Below are 19,029 nucleotides of genomic sequence, written 5' to 3' on the forward strand. Positions count from 1 at the left end.
TTTTGTTCCTGTTTTAAATCAATGAAAGATACCCGATTATGAACTATTCCTGCCGCAGATTTGCGCGATAGGTGATAATATTAATATAAACTAATTGATTATGGAACTAAACAAAGACTTATTAATCGAACGATTGTCTTCAAAATTGGAGCTACGGGGCGTTTTCTTGTATGAAGACTGGCTTGGAGATACGTGGGTTGAACATCTCATGCTGGTGGTTAGTGCTGTAAAAGGTGTTTCACCTACTACTATGGCGCCTATAGTCAGGTTGTGTATGGTAGATATGCCCGAAATCCCCTTTCATATTATTATTGAGGGGGAGTGGCTGAATCAGTTACGCAAAGGATCGTTGTACCATAGTTATGCCTCTCTGCCTATACATCGTATCTACTATTCCCGACCTAAGGAGATCGATCTGTTATTAAATAAGAAAATTATCAATTCTATGGCGGAGGTGAACCAAAAGGAATATGAGAAGGCTTTAGGTTATGCGAAGGAATACTTAAGTGCGAGTAGCGAATTTGCATTGAAAGAGAAGTATGACCAAGGAGTCTTTATGCTACATCAGTATTTAGAAGTAAAGATTCGTGCTTTTTATGGGCTAATGGGGGGACAGTTTGGGAAGACGCATAACCTCGAGTATATTATCAAGAAAGTCAGAAGTGCTGCTCCGTCACTTTTGTCGATATTTGCTTATGACGTTGCTGACGTGGAATTGTATAGGTTGCTGGATACGGCTTATAAGTCTTGTGTGAAGGGAGGTTCTATGGAGGTGTCGGCCGAACAATATGAATTTGTAAGAACGCAAAGTGTCTTTCTGGCGGAGCTACTTGATGCGATGGTGAACCGTATGATAGCAGAGGTGGCAACTTACCGCGCTCAGTTGCCCACGGATAAGCCGAAGGAGGAGAAGAGGTCTGCTGTCCAAGTTGTGGAGCAGAAAGAGAATTCGAATAAGTCGCATCAGGTTGTTGTTGAGGATTTTTCGGATTTTCCTTGGCCTCAACGATATAAAGATGATGCTAAAGCGTTATTGGATGATATTTATTCGAAGCACAGACCCGAACAAATTCTGTTGGTCAATTATAGAACCGGAGGGTTGACCAAAGGAAATCCTTTTCAAGAAAAGGCGTCTAAGCCTATGGAAGAGCTTGAGATGCATTTGGTCGTGTTGATGAAGAACAGAGGGCCATTTCGTTATCGCGAGGTACGACGAGGTGTAGTTTGCGTGACTATGGTTTTTTTGAACGTTTCTTATGTCGAAAGAAGTCTTAAAGAGGGCGGACGATTTGTGAATGCGGTATGGAAGAATGGTTGGCTGTTGCGGAAGAAGGCTACGTTTGATACGCCTTTGGTTCCTGTTGAGATCGATTGGAAGGAGAAGGCAGTCAGAATGGATACGCTCGTGTGTAACGCTGAGGCTTCTATGAAAAACATGTTGAGTTTGATAAAGGATTCTCCGGTTTTGATGGATGATACGAGTTTGCTTCTATTGCATCAGTTGATCGATATGGGAGTTAAGACATATCTGAGATGTGTAGTAGGATTTATTCCAGAAGGTGTCAGTCTGCACAGGTTAATGGATTGGTGTGCTATTGCGGATACACAGGTTATTGATTTCTTTTTCGAGTGGAATGAAGTGGAAAAGAAGGTTCTTGTTCTCGCCATGGAGTCCGAACGGGTTTGTTGGATGGGGGAGGCAAAGAATTTTAGTTCGGAGTCTAAGCAAGTTGTTCGAAAGAGGGCAGAAAGATTGGTGGAGTTTTTTTTGCATCTGTGCAAGGAGTCCGTTCAATCTATGCAATCCCGTATTGTAGAGCCGATAGCTGAATCGGCAACTATTTAAAAACTAAACGAAAAACTATATGAAAGATACAGTAAAGACGGATGCCACAGAGGCATCTGCAGCCACCGCTTTGTCTAAGCGGAAAGCTTCTGAACCTTTTTTTTATTCAATTGGCGAGGAGAGGGTTGTTTGACTAATCAAAACTATAAATTATGGAAAAGATAGCAATAGGCCGTAACAGCTACGCTGGCGTGATGTATTCATCTGACTTTGTGTATTGGTACACTTATCTGAAGCGACGCATAGCAAAGGGATGGTCTTCTGAAGAATTATCCTTCTTATTGGGGAAGGCTCCTTTTTACTATAATGATTTTGAGCTGATGCATGTTGTTGGAAAGTTTTTACAAAATGAACGTATTATGCTGGATCGGATTTATCAGGACTCTACTGTAGAGCCTATTATGCCTTCAAGGAAGTCTTATGAAACGAATGAGGAGCGTCTAATTCGGGTTAATATTGAGGAGGGAGAGTTTTATCGGGAATTTGAGCTTATTGTTCCTTGGACTTTTTTGCGTGAAGAGCGGTACAAGGAGGATGGCGTATCAAAGTGTAAGAAGTATAGGCTGCCCGAGCTAAGATTTAAGGAATGGTTTTTAGAAGAAAGTCTAGAAATGGTTTCGGATGCGACCATCGATATTCGTAATAAGCTGAATAGATTTCTCGATAACAGAGGTCTAAAGGACGGAAAGATGGCGATGGAGTTGTTTCGAGAAGTGGAGTTTACAGGACGACATAACTTCAAGATATATCCGAGGCACCTGAAAAACGGTTTGTATAATCTGATTAAGGCTGGAAAAGTGTATGTGCGGAATATGAATCAACGGTATGTGTTTTTTGAGGCTTAAAGGAGAAAAAATATGGAGGGATTATTCAACATAGGGAATGACGTGGTGAAAAAAACATTCACGATGGCATATGCTAGCTCTGTTTATTTGTTGATAGTGAATAGAATAGCTAAGGGGTATTCAGCAAAGGAGCTTTCTTTTCTTCTAGGACAAGATGATGGGTTTGTAGATGAACTTCAACGCTTGAAGCGCTCTACTAATGATTTGGAATTATTGGTGGCATTAAATAATATTTTTCGTGAAGGAAATCTGGTTATTGGAGAATATGATGATGAACAGCGCTATCAATTTGAACAACGTATTTGGAAGGAGACTTTTGGGACGTGTTATCGTATGGGATATTATCTTAACGAGGTCGAATCTATTGTTTTCTTTCATTTAATAGATCATATAAAATACGATGAAAGCCAGGAAAAATTTATTGAAGAGCGAATCTTGATTGAAGTTGCAATACAAGATCTTATCGATGCAGACTACTTCAAAAGACTGAGAACACCTCTAGAATTGTACAATAGAATTCAATTATGGTTAGAACGTAGTATTCGGCCAATGTCATTAAAACTGGTGTTAGACAACTACTGGGGAAGAAAGGGGAAAGCTCCTCTTAAGCGAACGAGACAGCGAAGTTTTGGTTACCGTTTTCAGCAGCATAAATCAGATTCTTAATATTAAAGCGATGAAAGAAGTAAATACCAGTGTTATTGAAGTGCCTGAATCTTTTCGATTGGCATGTGAACTTTTCGGAATTACAGTGCCAGACTTTATACAACTTTTTGTCAATCACTATTCGTTTGTGGATAATTTTTTTCACGATAATTCTCCGTATGACTTGGCAACCAAATCGTTCCCGTATGTTATGGAGGGTAAAGGAAAAGGCGTGCAGCATGATAACCCTAAATTGGAAAAAGCACAAATTGGGCATCTGCAAAAACTAATGCAGCGCATTATAAAGGTTTCTATAAATCGAAGCTATAGCTATGGTCAGCGGCGAAACCGAGGTAGAGTGCTGACTAATAGTATGTTCGATATTCTATCAAAAAACAAGAACGTGAAAACCGTGATCTATATGGATGAGGAGACTAAAATAAACTTGAATAAAGATATTTTGGTTAATTCGATTTTTTCAGGTGTATCTGTTGCAGAGTTCCTAAACAGAGTGATGCGTTGTGTTACATTGCCAGATCATTTAGCCCGAATGCATTTAGATAAAGGAGTATATAATCCAGTTATTGCATTATATATAAGAGTTTATGATGGATATGGAGATATTGTTGATGAAGAGTATAGATCCACTGCATGGGCAAAGGAATTTATTATGGACATTCAGGAATTAGATAAAAGGTTCTTTTTCAATAGAAAGATTGAACACCGAATAGCTGCATATGAAGATTGGTTAGACGATTACTTATTAAACAATAAATATTAATGGAAACTTTAAACAAGATAGAATTAACAAAAGAGTTTACACAGTTTTGTGATATTTTTGGTTTTACAGCTTCTGAAGTGCTTCAGGAGTTTGTCAATAATGTGGATATTGCAAAGTACCTATGTTATCCCCTAGATCCCTATCGTTGGGCAAACCTCTTTATGATGGAATACCTAATTGCACTTACCAAATCTGAGGATATATTGATGAAATATGGGGAGTTTGGAGAAAAGTGGGCTGCTGTAATGCAGAAAGATAAATCGGATGCATTAAACAATACTCGGGCGCTGCTGGATGATTGGCATAAAGCTGTATTGGAAAATCGTATTCACGAAATTATGAAGGATGATAGTGATACAGAAGATGGTGAGCTAATAACTGAAGAGTAGTTGTATTATTTGTTATCCCTGTTCCATAGACTGTTTCCTACGGAAATTACATTTACACGAAATAGGGGTCTTAATATAAAATTATGCTCAAATAAAAAGCAATGCCATACTTAAATTGCTTTTTATTTGAGCAATAAAAAAAGGTTTCCCGTTTTGTAGCGAATAAATAAACTGCTGAATAAACCAATCGCGTGTTAACTAGTCTACCTTTATAAAGAACCTTATGGGTATGAAGAAACTTATAATTGTCCTAGCACTGGTATTGTCTTCCAGTCTGCTATTTGCCCAGCGAGGTACGGTGGACACTGATATATTTGGTAATCTGCAATTTAAATCTATTGATGGAAAGTATAAAGCCAGTTTAGAGAAAAATATTTTTGATGATCTGGTTTTTACGGACAGTAGAAATAACAAGTTGCACTACGAAAAGAAGTATCTTGATAAAATGGAGCCTGGCTTAAGGGGGGATAAGGAGGCACAGGCCCATATGCTGAGAAGGTTGGTGCGGGAGAATAAACGGAGCTCGGAGTATAAGGCTACTTTCAAGATAGATATCTTTGACAAGACAATAATTGAGGATAATAAGGGCTATAAATTAGAAGAGGGTAAGGATATATTCGGTAATACCAATATTCAGGAGCAGTCGAGTGGGAGGAAGTCGGTATTTAAAAGGAACTTGAGGGGTGGATTGGAATATACGGAAGGTAGGAATACAGCTTCGCTTGAAAAGGATATCTTTGACCGATGGCTGTATAAAGATAGTTTTGGAAATGAGATACAGTTCAGTAAAGAAACTTGGAAGCGTGTGTTACAGCAATATGGTAGTGATGAAAAGTTTTTTTGGGACCTGCTCGATCGCTGGTTTTATTGATGGAATGGTTTTGTGAAATAAACGCCCTGGCATTCGAGATGACAGGGCGTTTATTTTATCCATATATCCACTTGAACTTGTACTGTAGTTCGGGGATTTTGATGCGGTCGGCCAATCTGGCCAAACGATCGGGAAGTTTCATCAAATAGTCTCGTGCTTTTTCGCCCTGCTCATTTAATCCTGATACTTGGTCGATTTTCCACTCGCTAAGCAATTCTTTTAGGATGTCGATATAGTCTAATGCTGTATATACTTCCATTCGCTGTGCGGCATCGGAAAAGTGTGCGAAGGCTTCTCCTTGTGGGCCGCCTGATTCTCTTAAGAAATGGGCAGGCATCACGATTTTCTTGCGCATCATATCCTCAAAGGCCAGCATGACCTCGCTGGCGTCAACAGTCAGTGCTTTGGAAATAAAAGACATATAGGCTTTGGCGTGTCTGGCTTCATCGGCCGCAATAACGCCGCACATTTTAGCCAATAATTTGTCGCCGCTTTTTTTGGAGATACCTGCTACGCGACGGTGTGATACGTTGGTTGCCAGCTCCTGAAAAGAGGTGTATATAAAGTTGCGGTAGGGATCTGCACCTGTACCTATATCGAAGCCGTCAGCGATAAGATATTGGGTGCTCATCTCGAACTCGCGCATGTTGACCCTGCCGGATAGGTAGAGGTATTTGTTTAACAAGTCTCCATGTCTGTTTTCTTCTGCTGTCCATGCACGTACCCATTTCATCCAGCCACCTTGTTCGTTTTTCTCTACGTCCTCTACCATGGTCAGCCAAGACTCGTAAGTGGGAAGAGCTTCCTCGGTGACTGTATCGCCGATTAAAACGGCTACTAGGTCATAGGGGAGTTCTCGAGAACTTTCTTGCAAATCCCGAACCTCTTCAAAGAACGTACTGCGGGAAGCATCAGGCAGAAAATCTGCGGGTTGCCACATTTGCTCTACGGGCTTAAGATACTCGCTCATTTCATTGAGCATGAAGGGCTCTAGGTAAGTCATTACTTCTTTACGGGATCCTTCGGGTATATTTAAGGGTTTTTCTTGCATAGTTAATACAAAATTAATTAAAATGCTTAGCATTCACGAATGTGGAGGAAAAAAGCTTGATTTAAATATTGGTGTATAGATGATTTTTAATGAAGGTTTTTTTGCGCCTCTATGCCGGCGCAAGGCATGTTACTTTTGTCTTGACACAAAAGTAACCCAAAAGTCAAGGCTGTACCTTATTTGTTGTTCCAGTGACGCCATAGTGTAAGTGCAGCTCCAAGGTCTCCTTCGCTCCCCCCCGCTAAAGACAAGGGATCTGCTGGAGATAGTGCAATATGTAAGGATCAGCGTACACTATGCCTACTTTCACTACCAAATAAGCTAAGGCCGTTTTTTGTATTCTTTACAATAGTTGTTGGCAATTACTTTCGTATTAGAAAAATGTCACTGTGCCAGCTTGCCACAACGGGTCACCATTACTACAATTGGCAACCCGACAAGGTGACATTTTTCAAAGTGAAAGAAGCTGCGAACAAGGTGTAAAATTTTGAGTAAGCGACCTTATAGCATAACATAAAACCAAAAAGAATACACTATCTTGATACTATTTGGTGATATATATAGTAACTTTGTACCTCAAAATTACTTAGAAACGTCTTGAAAACATTTGATATCCATAAAGTACGTGCTGATTTTCCATTGTTGAAACGAGAGGTGAATGGTAAGCCTTTAGTGTATCTGGACAACGGTGCTACTACGCAAAAACCGCAATCGGTCATCGATGCTATTATCCATTATTATTCGGATATGAACTCCAATGTGCATCGTGGGGTGCATTATCTCAGTCAAATCTCTACGGATGCATTTGAAGTGACTCGCCGTAAGGTGAAAGACTTTATTAATGCTGCGGAAGAGGTGGAGGTAATCATTACGAAAGGCACAACAGATAGTATTAACCTTGTAGCGCAATGTTACGGTAAGGCTTTTATCGGTGAGGGTGATGAAATCATTATCTCGGCAATGGAGCACCATTCGAATATTGTGCCTTGGCAGATGTTGTGTGATGAGAAGGGCTGTGTGCTGAAGGTGATTCCTATGGATGAGCGGGGTATGTTGGATATGGAGGCTTATGCGAAATTGTTTTCGGATAGGACTAAAATTGTATCTGTGACTTATGTTTCTAATGCGCTGGGTACTATTAATCCTGTCGAGGAAATTATTTCTGTAGCTCATAAACATGATGTCCCGGTATTGTTGGATGCTGCACAAGCGGTACAGCATATTGCGGTGGATGTTCAGAAACTGGATGTTGATTTCTTGGTGTTCTCGGGGCACAAGATGTATGCTCCTACGGGAGTGGGGGTGCTGTATGGTAAGGCGAAGTGGTTGAATGCGATGCCTCCTTATCAGGGTGGTGGGGATATGATCAAGGATGTTTCTTTTGAGAAGACCACTTATAATGAATTGCCATTTAAATTCGAGGCTGGCACGCCTAATATTGAGGCGGGAATATGTCTAGCAGCTGCTATTGATTATATCAATGAAATCGGTATTGACAATATCAAGGCTTATGAGGATGAATTGTTGGCGTATGCGACAGCGAAGTTGGGCGAGATAGAAGGGGTGCGTATCGTCGGAACAGCTGATAAAAAGTCTTCGGTATTATCTTTTGTAGTGGATGGTGTGCATCCTTATGATATCGGTGTTATCCTTGACAAGCAAGGTATAGCGGTGCGTACGGGACACCACTGTGCTCAACCGATCATGGATCAGTTTGAGATACCGGGTACAGTACGCGCGAGTCTGGCGATGTACAATACGAAAGAAGATGTGGATGCTTTTATTGCTGGTCTGGAGCGTGCATTGAATATGTTGCGCTAAGGGATAGGTAAAAAGGTGAAGTTGTAAAAAGGTAAATTCGAGAATTAAGATGACGATAAACGAAGTACAGGACGAATTGGTAGAAGATTTTGCTTTCTATTCGGATTGGATGGAGAAATATGAATATATCATTCAACTGGGAAAAGAGTTGCCCTTAATAGAGGAGCAATATAAACAGGAGCAATATATCATAAAGGGATGTCAGTCCAAGGTGTGGTTGTATCCGGAGCTGAAAGATGGTAAGTTGTATTTTTCTGCGGATAGTGATGCGATCATTACAAAGGGACTGGTGAGTCTGATGGTGAAGGTGCTGTCTGGGCACAGTCCAAAGGAAATCTTGGATACGGATTTATATTTTATTGATCAGATAGGCTTGAAAGATCATTTGTCACCGACGCGTGCAAATGGGTTGTTGTCTATGGTCAAACAAATGAAGCTTTACGCTTTGGCATTACAGAATAAATAGAAAGTATAAAAAAGCCCTAGAAATATTTCTAGGGCTTTTTTATACTTTAATGTGTTCTGCAGTGATAGGTTTTCCGAAAAATATGGTTGCTTTCTCTTCGAAATCTTCAGCACTGTCTGTTGTGTAGAAGTTCAACTGTTTTCTTTTACTACATATCTCTTCTATCTCGGGATGTCTCTGTAGATAGTTTTCTAAACTTTTTGCTACTAGCTCGCCCTGTGATAAGATAGTTATACCTTGGGGTACATATTGTTCAATAATAGGCAATAACAGGGGGTAGTGGGTGCAGGCCAAAACGAGGGTATCGATATTGTTGGATTGGGATAATATAGATTCGATGTCTTTCTGTATAAAATAGTGTGCTCCCTCGCTATGGATTTCGTTGTTTTCTACCAAAGGTACCCAAAATGGGCAAGCGTGCTGGAAAACTTCTATGTCGGGATGGAACTTCTGTATTTCTATTTTATAGGATTCCGATAGGACTGTACCTTGTGTGGCCAGTATGCCAACTCTGTTGGTCTTGGTATATTGATCAACTGCTTCGGTGGTCGGCCTGATGACTCCCAGTACTTTTTTGCCGGGAGGTAAATCTCGCTGTTGTATGGTACGAAGGGCTTTGGCTGATGCAGTATTACAAGCCAATATGACTAAATTACAACCCAGATCGAATAGTTTGAATACGCATTCTTTGGTGAACTCGTAGACCGTATCGAAGGAACGCGTCCCATAAGGTACGCGAGCGTTGTCTCCCAGATATATGTAATCATATTGAGGTAGTCGTTTTTGTATTTCTTTAAATACTGTTAGTCCACCGTAGCCCGAATCAAAAATCCCAATAGGTCCGCTCATGATATGTTTTCAAAAAATAAGGAGATTTGTCCCTTGTTCTAGGTGCAAATCTCCTTAAAAAAAATTAATGTCAAGCTATTTTAAGTCAACAAATGTGGCTTTTCTTTATAGGTCTTCCAAAGTAGCTCTCCAAAGAGAGTATTGGCCCAAGCGAACCAATGACGTGTGAATTTTTTGGGATCATCTTTGTGAAAAGATTCGTGCATGAAGCCGGTGTCTCCATGTGTGGCTGCTAATGTCTTGATACAGTCACGAATCTCGTTATCGTCTGTCGAGGTGAAAGCACGCATGATGATCGCCATGGGCCATATCATGTCTCTTCCGATATGCGGTCCTCCAACTCCTTCGGCAGCTGTCCCTTTGAAGAAGAAGGGGTTGTTTTTAGACAGTATATATTTTCTGGTACGTTGGTACACTTCGTCTTTGACGTCAACGGACTCGAGGTAGGGGAGAGCGAGGAGTGATGGCACATTGGCATCGTCCATCATCATAAAGCTGCCAAATCCATCTACTTCAAATGCGTATACACGTCCGTGTTGTGGGTGGTCAACGATACCGTGCTTGTGTACAGCTTGTTGTACTTCATCGGCTAGGCTTTCCATTTTATTTGCCAATTCGGTATTGTTGATCTTTCTGAGAATCTCTGCGGATTGGCGTAGGCTTTTGATAGCAAATAGATTGGATGGTATCAAGAAAGGAAACATCGTGCAATCATCTGAAGGACGGAAGCTTGAACATATCAGTCCAACGGGATTGACAGGATATCCCCAGCCATCAACTTGTAGGGTGTCTGTCCCACGAGAGGTTGTACGTGAAAAATTGTAGGGACCCAGGTTGTCTTTGCGCTGTTGTTCTACAAATGTTTTGTAGGTGTTTTCCTGTGCTCTGATCCAATCGGTATCAAAGGGTGTCGTATCTCCGGTTTCTTTCCAGTAGCGATGGGCCAACCGTATGGGGTAGCATAGGGAGTCTATCTCCCACTTACGTTCGTGGATACCGGGTTTCATTTGGGTATGATCTGAAAACCATTCTCCTTTTTTTGTCGGATCATTATAGAACGCGTTGGCATAGGGGTCTATATTGATACATTGCGACTGTTTGTTGATCAAGCCTAAGATAAGATCTTTGAGCTTTGTATCCTTTTTCATGAAAGGAATATAGGGCCATACCTGCGCACTGCTGTCACGGAGCCACATCGCATCGATATCACCAGTGATGACGTAGGTCAACTTTTTATTCGCGGTGGATTCGTCGTATATCGTGGTGTCCAGTGTATTAGGGAAGCAGTTATTGAATAACCAGCCTAGCTCTGGGTTTTTAACGTTTTTCTGGAACTCTTTTATCGCATCTTCCACAACAGGGCTACTGAAATGTCTCTTGTCCGCGGTAACGCGTACGGTTGGAAAGGTATGTGTGGTGTTCGCAAAAGAGAGTTTGCTAGCTAAGGCGCCTGCTCCTAAGAGGGCACTCTGTTGTAGGAATGTTCTGCGTTTCATTATAATTTATGTTGTGTTTATGGTCCAAATTTAGATAGCAATATGCAAATAAAAATTTACAGAAACAATAGTAAAAACGTTTTAGCAATGTTTGTTGTCAGGTGTTTTTGTTTTTTAATTGATGATTTGATTCTAGCAACCCCATTCTTTGCACCTAGAAAGAGGCGTTAATAAACATTCTTTTAAAATTGACTGTTTTAGTGCGTTTCAGAAAAAAACTTACCTTTGCCTCGAGGATTAGGAACAGATTTTGAGAATAAGGTTAAAATTTAAAAAATAAGAGAATATGAATAGAAAGATTACTACAGGTTTATTAGCAACGTTTTTGTTGTCAGGATCCGTGATTACTTTACGTGCGCAAGTGCAGAATCAACCCTATTCATTTCAGCAAACACAAAAATATAGTGATATTCTATATTCTCCAGATACTCGTTTTCATACTGCGTCTAAGCCCTTTTTATATAATGGTAGGCTTTTGGACCGTAAGGATTCGTTAGCATCTGCCAATCCTACGGACTCTCAAAATTGGTTTATGCGTAAGCTGTTCAATGAGCATCTGGTGCAGGTGGAAAAGGAAGATCATACCTTTTACATGGATTTTTTGCCGGATTTTCAGATTGGGTCGGAATTGATGGGGACGGACAAAAGAACGACCTGGCTGAATGGGCGTGGTTTTCAGGCGGGATTGACAATCGGTGATAAACTAACGTTCTATACGAACTTTTTTGAGAATCAAGGGGTATATCCACAGTATATTGATGATTATGCCTTAGCAAATGGTGTAATGCCTGGACATGGAACGGTGAAGAACCAATCAAAAAATGTAAAGGATTGGATGTATGCAACTGCTAGTCTTACATATGATTTTAGTCCTTATTTTCAAACGACCTTAGCCTATGATAAGAATCATATTGGGGATGGTTATCGTTCGATGTTATTGTCTGATTTTTCAGGAAACTATACGCATCTGAAGTTAACAGGGACAATAGGTAATGTACAATATACCTCCATATGGGCTTATATGTTGGACCAGAAGAACCCACGGATAGATCCTACAGATCCTACAGCTAGACTGGGCGACGGTATCAAATGGGGGGCTTTTCAATACTTGGATTATAATGCGACTAATAGATTGTCTATAGGTTTTTTTCAGGCTATCACCTGGGCGAACGAAAATGAGGCTGGACATCGGGGATTTGATTTTAATTACCTGAACCCTGTTATCTTCTTAAGACCTGTAGAATCTAATAATTCTTCTTCTCCGGATAAGATGTTCTTGGGACTGAATGCAAAGTATAAAGCGTTGAAAAATGTGTCTGTATATGGACAATTCTTGCTTGGCGAGTTTACGGCTAAGGAGTTCTTTGCTAACAACGGCTATGCCCACAATAAATGGGGAGCACAGATCGGTGTGCGTGGGTTTGATGCCTTTGGTGTAAAAAATCTTAACTTCCTTGGTGAGTATAATCTCGCTCGACCTTATACTTATCAGCATTTTTCTTCAACATCGAATTATAGTAATCATGGTGAGCCGTTGGCACACCCTCGTGGGGCTAACTTTAGAGAGTTGGTCGGTATAGCGAACTACTCCTGGAAACGTTTTGACTTCTCTTTGCAAGGAATGTATAATCTGTATGGTACTGATCCGGCGGATGGTTCGAATATGGGGGGAGATATATTCCAATCGTATACCACGATCCCTAATATGTACAATAATAAAATCGGTCAGGGAGTAAAGAACAATCTGTATTATGCGGATGCGAAAGCTGCTTATGTATTGAACCCGAAGTATAATTTGCGGTTGGAGCTGGGCTATACGCAACGGTACCGTAAAATCGAGGATCAGGCGACTCAAAAATCGGGTGTGATCTCTGTTGGATTGCGCTCGTCGTTCCGTAGTTTTTACAACGATTTTTAATATATTTACTTTTTTAAGCGGTAGTTATTATAACGTGCTTGCTTAAGCTGACAATTGTTCTGGATTTATGAAGAAAATATTGATAATGAATGGACCCAACCTCAACTTGTTGGGGATTAGGGAAAAGAGTATATATGGGGATCAATCCTTTGAAGAATACTTTGAGACTTTGAAAAACAAGTATGGGGCTGTAGATCTGTCTTATTTCCAAAGCAATACGGAGGGGGTGCTTATTGATAAGCTTCATGAAGTGGGATTTGACTTTGATGGTATTGTGCTTAACGCTGGGGCGTATACGCATACGTCAGTGGCTATAGCGGATGCTATCGCCGCAATACATACGCCTGTCGTCGAGGTACATATTTCTAATGTACATCAACGAGAGGCTTATAGACATCATTCTTATCTTTCGAAGAATTGCAAGGGTGTAATCTTGGGCTTTGGTCTAGATAGTTATCGATTGGCCCTAGAAAGTCTGCTCTAAGATCTCGCTTGTGCTCTGGCGGGGTGGAACAGCAAAAAGATGTAATAGCAAAGCAATACAAGCACAACTGCACATGACCAATAGCATCGGTACTTCCGTTCCATTATGAAAGAGGCTGACTATACCGGATGAGACGGCTCCTAGTCCCATCTGTAGACAACCTAGCAGTGCCGAAGCACTTCCTGCTGTCTGTTTAAAGGGTGCAAGGGCCATGGCAGAGGTGTTGGGGAATATAAAGCCTTGACATAAGAGATAACCGAATACTAAAGCGATTAGAACTTGGAGGTTGAGGGTATGTGTCCATACAGTCACTAACATCGCTATGCCTACGAGTGCCTGCCCACAGTTTGCTATCCTGCTAATTTCAGACATTGACCAGCGTTTTAGAAATTGGCGGTTCAATTGTGTCGCTATAATGAGAGCAGAAGCGACAAAGGCAAATATTAACCCATACTCTTTTTTGGAAAGCCCGTATAATTCTTGGATAATAAAAGAGGAGCCGGCAAGGTAGGCATATAGACCTGCTGCTGCGATAGATCCGATAAGGCAATAGCTGATAAAGGTTCTGTTGATAAACACGCTCCAATATTGGCGTATTATGGCTGGGGGAAGTAGTGAAAAATCGGGATTCCCTTTGTAGCTCTCTGGTAAAAAGAAAATGGTGCCTATAATGATTAGTACGCCCAGTGAGGCCAATGTTATAAAAATGTAATGCCAGTCTAGATGTTCCATTAGAAATGCCCCTGCGGAAGGTGCTAATATCGGTGATATGGCCACGACGAGCATCAATAGGCTGAAAGTACGAGCGGCTTCCTGCGGCTCGTAGTAGTCTTGTACCATGGCTCTTGATGCTACCATTCCTGCACAGCTGCCGAGTGCCTGTAGAAAGCGAAGGGCTATGAGGCTTTCGATATCTCTTGTGAATACACAGAGTATAGAGGTGGTGATATAGATGAATAAGCCAATAATCAATGGTTTTTTACGTCCGAATCGGTCTAAAAGGGGACCATAGATAATCTGTCCTATTGCAATTCCTACAAAGAATGCGGTAAGTGATAGTTGTACCCTGTCAATTGAGGTGTTGAAATCTTTGGAAATAGTCTCGAATGCAGGAAGATACATGTCGATGGAGAATGGGCCTATCGCTGAGAGGAGGCCAAGGATCAGCAGGATTACTTTTTTGTTTTTATGCATATTGATAGTCAAAATAAAAGCCCCTTGGTAAGGGGCTCTATGTTTATCTTTTTATAGTATTGTCTTTATGTTTTCGAAATATAAAGTATAATCCTATGATTATTAGTGGTATGCTGAGTAGTTGTCCCATGTTGAAGAGCATGCCTGCCTCGAAATCTTCTTGGTTTTCTTTGAAGAACTCCATTACGAAACGTATAGCGAATAGCACAGCGAAAAATAGACCAAATAAAAGTCCTGGCTTAGGGGCTTTATTCTTTTGGTACATGGCCCATAGAATAAAGAACAAAATGACATAGCCAATTGCTTCATATAATTGGGCTGGATGTCTAGGTAGCATATTCAACTCGGCAGGTCTTAGCCCTGCATTCTGAAATACGACTGCCCAAGGTAGACTCGGATCAGCAGGCTTACCAATGATTTCAGAGTTGAAGAAGTTGCCTAAGCGCACAAAGGCTCCAGCTATAGGGACAACAAGTACCAAGCGATCTGCAACCCATAGGAAATCGGTCTTTGTTTTTTTTGCGTAAAGGTATAGTGCTATGAGTGTGCCTACTACTGCTCCATGGGATGCCAGGCCTTGGAAACCGGTAAAGTGCCATTCGCCACGGGCATCGATTTGAAAGGGAAGGAACATCATCCAGGGTTTGGTGATATATTCGTCAAACTCATAGAAAAGACAGTGACCGACACGGGCACCTATCAATATTCCCAAGAAAATATAAATGCTTAGTTTGTCCAGATCTTCTTGAGTTTTACCTTCTCTTTTGAATACCTTGAGCATCAAAATATAGGAAACTGCGAAGGCGAGCAACCAACAAAGGGAATAGTAGCGAATTCCAAAAGAACCTATTTTGAATAATTCCTGGTCTATATTCCAATGAATAGCATTAAAGATAAAATCCATAGTGTAATTTTTTGCGAAGTAAACTTAGATAAAATGCACGGGATTCACCAATTGTTATTGTATAATTTTAGGATTAGCATAATTATTTTTATTTTGGGAGCAAACTAATTAGATATGGCAAAGAAGAGTAGTAAAGAAGTAGAACACCAATCTGTTGTTACGAAAACATCACTGACATTTTTTGAAAAATATATAAATAATCCTTCGCCTACGGGTTTTGAGTGGGCAGGACAGCGACTTTGGTTGGATTACTTAAAGCCTTTTGTCGATGAGACTTATATTGATAACTATGGTACGGCGGTAGGTATTATCAATCCTAAAGCTAAATATAAGGTGGTTATCGAGGCACATGCAGATGAGATATCTTGGTTTGTCAATTATATCACGAAAGATGGGTTGATCTATGTGATTCGTAATGGTGGTTCGGATCATCAGATTGCGCCATCTAAACGGGTGAATATCCATACGGATAAGGGGATTGTGAAAGCCGTATTTGGTTGGCCGGCAATCCATACACGCTCGGGCGAGAAGGAGGAAGCTCCTACGTTGAAGAATATTTTTCTAGATTGTGGCTGTACGTCTAAGGAGGAGGTTGAGGCACTGGGTATACACGTGGGATCGGTGGTGACTTATGAAGATGAATTTATGGTGCTTAATGATCGCTACTATGTGGGACGGGCCTTGGATAACCGTGCCGGTGGATTTATGATTGCAGAGGTTGCGCGCCTGTTGAAAGAGAATAAAAAGAAGCTTCCTTTTGGTTTGTATATCGTCAATTCGGTACAGGAGGAAATCGGCTTGAGAGGTGCTGAAATGATCGCTGATTATATCAAACCTAATGTGGCTATTGTAACGGATGTGACGCATGATACGCAGACTCCTATGATCAATAAGATTACACAGGGGGATCTTGCTTGCGGAAAGGGACCTGTAGTATCTTATGCTCCAGCTGTGCAGATTAACTTGAATCGTTTGTTGATTGAAGTGGCTGAGAAAAATGGAATTCCATTCCAACGCCAGGCTTCTTCACGGTATACAGGAACGGATACGGATGCTTTTGCTTATTCTAACGGCGGAGTTCCTTCGGCACTGATTTCGCTGCCATTGCGTTATATGCACACGACGGTGGAAATGATCCATAAGGAAGATGTGGATAATGTGATACGTCTTATCTATGAGATGGTGCTGACGATAGAAGATGGTCAGGATTTTAGAAGTTTTACTAAATAATGGTATCAAGTTATCGTGGTTAACAAGTTAACTTGTTAAAAGGTGACGATGTAACTGGAGATTAGAATAAAAATATACAAAAAATGAATAACGATAATAACACGCCTAATGGCGACAATAACGAGATCAGTATTGAACTGAGCGAAGAAGTTGCTGAGGGAACGTATTCTAACTTGGCTATAATCACACATTCGAATACGGAGTTTGTGTTGGATTTTGTACGTATTATGCCAGGATTACCTAAAGCGAAAGTAAAATCTAGGATTATACTTACTCCTGAACATGCTAAACGTTTATTGGGAGCATTGCAGGATAACGTTAACCGCTTTGAGGGGCAGAATGGTTCCATATCTTCTAAGGATGTGCCGTTTCCCTTGAACTTTGGAGGAACAAAAGGAGAGGCTTAGGTAGCGCTTGCTCGGGGAGAGGCGTCTTGTTTGGCTATGTATTCTACGGTAATTATAGCTAGACAAGACGCTTTTTTTATGGAGTTTCTTTAGGTATAATATTCAAGATTACGGCCAGTACAATAGCGTTTGGGTTATTTCTAGCCGTAATTCAGTAGAATTATGAATGTTTTGCATAGAATGGTATCACTTTTGAATGATTAATTTTAAACTGTTTAGCTTAAATATATACTGTAGAATATATGATGGATATTAAAGTAAGGTTGCTTTCGAAAGAAGATTATAAAGATCTTAAAAAGTCTATGTCGGAAGCATACCAAGGTGTAGGTGAGGTGTGGACCCGAGAGAATATTGTGGATCTGATCGATGTTTTTCCTGAGGGGCAGCTCGCTGTTGAAGTGAACGGTCGCGTAGTAGCCTGTGCACTATCGATTATTCTGAATTCAAAAAAGAGTAATATCTACGACAGTTATTACGAGATTATCGACGACGGTAAGTTTTCCAAGCACGATTACGAAGGCGATACGCTGTATGGTATAGAGGTATTTGTACATCCCGACTACCGATCGTTGCGTCTGGGACGGCGTCTGTATGATTCTAGAAAGGAATTGTGTGAGGAGCTGAATCTAAAGAGTATTGTGGCAGGTGGACGTATTCCCAATTATTTTAATTATGCTGATGAGATGAGCCCTCGGGTCTATATCGAAAGGGTGAAGCGTAAGGAAATATTTGATCCTACATTAACCTTTCAGCTGTCTAATGATTTTCATGTCAAGAAGATTCTAAAGAATTATTTGCCGGAGGATAGTGAGTCTATGGAGTTTGCGACGTTGTTGGAGTGGAATAATATCTACTATGAACCGGATGCTCGCTCTCACTCTGCTTCTAAACAGACCATACGTTTGGGACTGATCCAATGGCAGATGCGCTTGTTTACCGGGTTGGAGGATTTTTATGATCAGGTAGAGTTTTTCGTTGATGCGGTCAGTGACTACGGTGCAGACTTTGCGTTGTTCCCTGAGTTTTTCAATACCCCATTGATGCGGTATTATAATGATCTGCCAGAGCGAGAGGCGATGGAGAAGTTGGCTGGGCAGACAAAAGAAATCGTCAATAAAATACGACAGTTTGCGGTATCTTATAACGTGAATATTATCGCGGGATCGATGCCTTTGTACGAGCGGAATAAATTGTATAATGTGTCTTATCTCTGTCACCGTAGCGGGAACATTGATTCATTTCGTAAAGTGCATATTACACCCAATGAATTCAAGCATTATGGTATGGCCGGAGGAAATGAGGTGAAAGTGTTTGATACGGACTGCGGTAAGGTGGGACTATTGATCTGTTATGATGTAGAGTTCCCAGAATTGGGAAGGATATTGGCAGACCAAGGTATGCAAATTCTCTTTGTGCCTTTTATGACGGATACGCAAAATGGTTATATGCGGGTAAGGCATTGTGCACAGGCTCGTGCCATTGAGAATGAATGCTATGTGGCAATAGCCGGATCGGTGGGTAACTTGCCTCGGGTGAATAATATGGATATACAGTATTCTCAATCTGCGGTGTTCACCCCGTCTGATTTTGCTTTTCCAAACAATGCAGTAAAAGCGGAGGCAACGCCTAATACGGAGATGGTACTGATCGCGGATGTGGATCTATATGCGCTGCGTGATTTACATGAATACGGTACGGTGAAGATTCTGAAGGATAGAAGAAAGGATCTTTATGAGGTGAATCTCTTGAAGTAATTTTACGGAAAGGAAGAAATCTAAATACTAAAGTAGTCCCTATTTTAGTATTTAGATTTAACTGGGTTGAGCCGTACA

At 40.9% G+C, this 19,029-nt stretch carries 18 protein-coding genes; 13 read left to right on the top strand and 5 right to left on the bottom strand.

Features of this window, described 5'->3' with window-relative positions; all coding sequences use genetic code 11:
* The first annotated feature begins 100 nt into the window (after positions 1–100).
* From M472_RS31860 to M472_RS31885, 6 genes are all read left to right on the top strand, one after another.
* Entirely contained in the window at positions 101–1,846 is a 1,746-nt protein-coding gene (locus M472_RS31860; RefSeq protein WP_021069951.1) for a HEPN domain-containing protein, read from the top strand.
* A gap of 152 nt (positions 1,847–1,998) precedes the next feature.
* Positions 1,999–2,691 (top strand): hypothetical protein, encoded by a 693-nt coding sequence (locus tag M472_RS31865; RefSeq protein WP_021069953.1) that lies wholly within the window; start codon positions 1,999–2,001, stop codon positions 2,689–2,691.
* A 12-nt stretch (positions 2,692–2,703) separates the two neighbouring features.
* Positions 2,704–3,357, top strand: a complete 654-nt coding sequence (locus tag M472_RS31870) for a hypothetical protein (RefSeq protein ID WP_021069954.1) — start codon at positions 2,704–2,706, stop codon at positions 3,355–3,357.
* A 10-nt stretch (positions 3,358–3,367) separates the two neighbouring features.
* Complete coding sequence (locus M472_RS31875; protein ID WP_021069955.1) at positions 3,368–4,117, top strand: hypothetical protein; 750 nt, start codon at positions 3,368–3,370, stop codon at positions 4,115–4,117.
* Complete coding sequence (locus tag M472_RS31880; RefSeq protein ID WP_021069956.1) at positions 4,117–4,506, top strand: hypothetical protein; 390 nt, start codon at positions 4,117–4,119, stop codon at positions 4,504–4,506. The genes M472_RS31875 and M472_RS31880 overlap by 1 nt, the downstream gene beginning before the upstream one ends.
* A gap of 229 nt (positions 4,507–4,735) precedes the next feature.
* Positions 4,736–5,377 (top strand): hypothetical protein, encoded by a 642-nt coding sequence (locus tag M472_RS31885; RefSeq protein WP_144062692.1) that lies wholly within the window; start codon positions 4,736–4,738, stop codon positions 5,375–5,377.
* A gap of 55 nt (positions 5,378–5,432) precedes the next feature.
* Here M472_RS31885 and M472_RS31890 read toward each other — a convergent pair whose 3' ends face one another.
* Positions 5,433–6,428 (bottom strand): acyl-ACP desaturase, encoded by a 996-nt coding sequence (locus M472_RS31890; RefSeq protein ID WP_021069958.1) that lies wholly within the window; start codon positions 6,426–6,428, stop codon positions 5,433–5,435.
* A 597-nt stretch (positions 6,429–7,025) separates the two neighbouring features.
* On the opposite strand from M472_RS31890, the gene M472_RS31895 reads away from it, so the two are divergent.
* Both M472_RS31895 and M472_RS31900 read left to right on the top strand, forming a co-directional pair.
* Entirely contained in the window at positions 7,026–8,249 is a 1,224-nt protein-coding gene (locus M472_RS31895; RefSeq protein ID WP_021069959.1) for a cysteine desulfurase, read from the top strand.
* 49 nt (positions 8,250–8,298) lie between these two features.
* Positions 8,299–8,715 carry a SufE family protein gene (locus M472_RS31900; protein WP_021069960.1) on the top strand — a complete coding sequence of 139 codons (417 nt, stop codon included), beginning with the start codon at positions 8,299–8,301 and terminating at the stop codon, positions 8,713–8,715.
* 39 nt (positions 8,716–8,754) lie between these two features.
* Here the strand turns inward: M472_RS31900 and murI are convergent, their stop codons facing one another.
* Positions 8,755–9,564: a glutamate racemase gene (gene murI / locus M472_RS31905; protein ID WP_021069961.1), complete on the bottom strand. Its 810-nt coding sequence runs from the start codon at positions 9,562–9,564 to the stop codon at positions 8,755–8,757.
* Positions 9,565–9,644: 80 nt separating this feature from the next.
* Complete coding sequence (locus tag M472_RS31910) at positions 9,645–11,060, bottom strand: glycoside hydrolase family 125 protein (RefSeq protein WP_021069962.1); 1,416 nt, start codon at positions 11,058–11,060, stop codon at positions 9,645–9,647.
* A 286-nt stretch (positions 11,061–11,346) separates the two neighbouring features.
* On the opposite strand from M472_RS31910, the gene M472_RS31915 reads away from it, so the two are divergent.
* Positions 11,347–12,978 (top strand): hypothetical protein, encoded by a 1,632-nt coding sequence (locus tag M472_RS31915; protein WP_021069963.1) that lies wholly within the window; start codon positions 11,347–11,349, stop codon positions 12,976–12,978.
* Positions 12,979–13,045: 67 nt separating this feature from the next.
* Positions 13,046–13,462 (top strand): type II 3-dehydroquinate dehydratase, encoded by a 417-nt coding sequence (gene aroQ / locus M472_RS31920; RefSeq protein WP_021069964.1) that lies wholly within the window; start codon positions 13,046–13,048, stop codon positions 13,460–13,462.
* Here the strand turns inward: aroQ and M472_RS31925 are convergent.
* Complete coding sequence (locus M472_RS31925; RefSeq protein WP_021069965.1) at positions 13,445–14,656, bottom strand: multidrug effflux MFS transporter; 1,212 nt, start codon at positions 14,654–14,656, stop codon at positions 13,445–13,447. The genes aroQ and M472_RS31925 overlap by 18 nt on opposite strands.
* Before the next feature lie 43 nt (positions 14,657–14,699).
* Complete coding sequence (gene lgt / locus M472_RS31930; RefSeq protein ID WP_021069966.1) at positions 14,700–15,560, bottom strand: prolipoprotein diacylglyceryl transferase; 861 nt, start codon at positions 15,558–15,560, stop codon at positions 14,700–14,702.
* Positions 15,561–15,674: 114 nt separating this feature from the next.
* On the opposite strand from lgt, the gene M472_RS31935 reads away from it, so the two are divergent.
* The 3 genes from M472_RS31935 to M472_RS31945 all read left to right on the top strand — a co-directional run bounded on the left by M472_RS31935 (position 15,675) and on the right by M472_RS31945 (position 18,951).
* Positions 15,675–16,790, top strand: a complete 1,116-nt coding sequence (locus tag M472_RS31935) for a M42 family metallopeptidase (protein ID WP_021069967.1) — start codon at positions 15,675–15,677, stop codon at positions 16,788–16,790.
* Positions 16,791–16,873: 83 nt separating this feature from the next.
* Positions 16,874–17,197: a DUF3467 domain-containing protein gene (locus M472_RS31940; protein WP_021069968.1), complete on the top strand. Its 324-nt coding sequence runs from the start codon at positions 16,874–16,876 to the stop codon at positions 17,195–17,197.
* A 245-nt stretch (positions 17,198–17,442) separates the two neighbouring features.
* On the top strand, positions 17,443–18,951 hold the full coding sequence (locus tag M472_RS31945; protein ID WP_031301591.1) for a bifunctional GNAT family N-acetyltransferase/carbon-nitrogen hydrolase family protein: 1,509 nt from the start codon (positions 17,443–17,445) through the stop codon (positions 18,949–18,951).
* The last annotated feature ends 78 nt before the right edge of the window (positions 18,952–19,029 follow it).

It is taken from the genome of Sphingobacterium paucimobilis HER1398 (genome assembly GCF_000416985.1).
Lineage (GTDB): Bacteria > Bacteroidota > Bacteroidia > Sphingobacteriales > Sphingobacteriaceae > Sphingobacterium > Sphingobacterium paucimobilis.

What these genes read in the sequence shown, in the direction of transcription:
- M472_RS31860 (WP_021069951.1), top strand. Translation starts at nt 101, where the DNA reads ATGGAACTAAACAAAGACTTATTAATCGAACGATTGTCTTCAAAATTG.
- M472_RS31865 (WP_021069953.1), top strand. Translation starts at nt 1,999, where the DNA reads ATGGAAAAGATAGCAATAGGCCGTAACAGCTACGCTGGCGTGATGTAT.
- M472_RS31870 (WP_021069954.1), top strand. Translation starts at nt 2,704, where the DNA reads ATGGAGGGATTATTCAACATAGGGAATGACGTGGTGAAAAAAACATTC.
- M472_RS31875 (WP_021069955.1), top strand. Translation starts at nt 3,368, where the DNA reads ATGAAAGAAGTAAATACCAGTGTTATTGAAGTGCCTGAATCTTTTCGA.
- M472_RS31880 (WP_021069956.1), top strand. Translation starts at nt 4,117, where the DNA reads ATGGAAACTTTAAACAAGATAGAATTAACAAAAGAGTTTACACAGTTT.
- M472_RS31885 (WP_144062692.1), top strand. Translation starts at nt 4,736, where the DNA reads ATGAAGAAACTTATAATTGTCCTAGCACTGGTATTGTCTTCCAGTCTG.
- M472_RS31890 (WP_021069958.1), bottom strand. Translation starts at nt 6,428, where the DNA reads ATGCAAGAAAAACCCTTAAATATACCCGAAGGATCCCGTAAAGAAGTA.
- M472_RS31900 (WP_021069960.1), top strand. Translation starts at nt 8,299, where the DNA reads ATGACGATAAACGAAGTACAGGACGAATTGGTAGAAGATTTTGCTTTC.
- murI (WP_021069961.1), bottom strand. Translation starts at nt 9,564, where the DNA reads ATGAGCGGACCTATTGGGATTTTTGATTCGGGCTACGGTGGACTAACA.
- M472_RS31910 (WP_021069962.1), bottom strand. Translation starts at nt 11,060, where the DNA reads ATGAAACGCAGAACATTCCTACAACAGAGTGCCCTCTTAGGAGCAGGC.
- M472_RS31915 (WP_021069963.1), top strand. Translation starts at nt 11,347, where the DNA reads ATGAATAGAAAGATTACTACAGGTTTATTAGCAACGTTTTTGTTGTCA.
- aroQ (WP_021069964.1), top strand. Translation starts at nt 13,046, where the DNA reads ATGAAGAAAATATTGATAATGAATGGACCCAACCTCAACTTGTTGGGG.
- M472_RS31925 (WP_021069965.1), bottom strand. Translation starts at nt 14,656, where the DNA reads ATGCATAAAAACAAAAAAGTAATCCTGCTGATCCTTGGCCTCCTCTCA.
- lgt (WP_021069966.1), bottom strand. Translation starts at nt 15,560, where the DNA reads ATGGATTTTATCTTTAATGCTATTCATTGGAATATAGACCAGGAATTA.
- M472_RS31935 (WP_021069967.1), top strand. Translation starts at nt 15,675, where the DNA reads ATGGCAAAGAAGAGTAGTAAAGAAGTAGAACACCAATCTGTTGTTACG.
- M472_RS31940 (WP_021069968.1), top strand. Translation starts at nt 16,874, where the DNA reads ATGAATAACGATAATAACACGCCTAATGGCGACAATAACGAGATCAGT.
- M472_RS31945 (WP_031301591.1), top strand. Translation starts at nt 17,443, where the DNA reads ATGGATATTAAAGTAAGGTTGCTTTCGAAAGAAGATTATAAAGATCTT.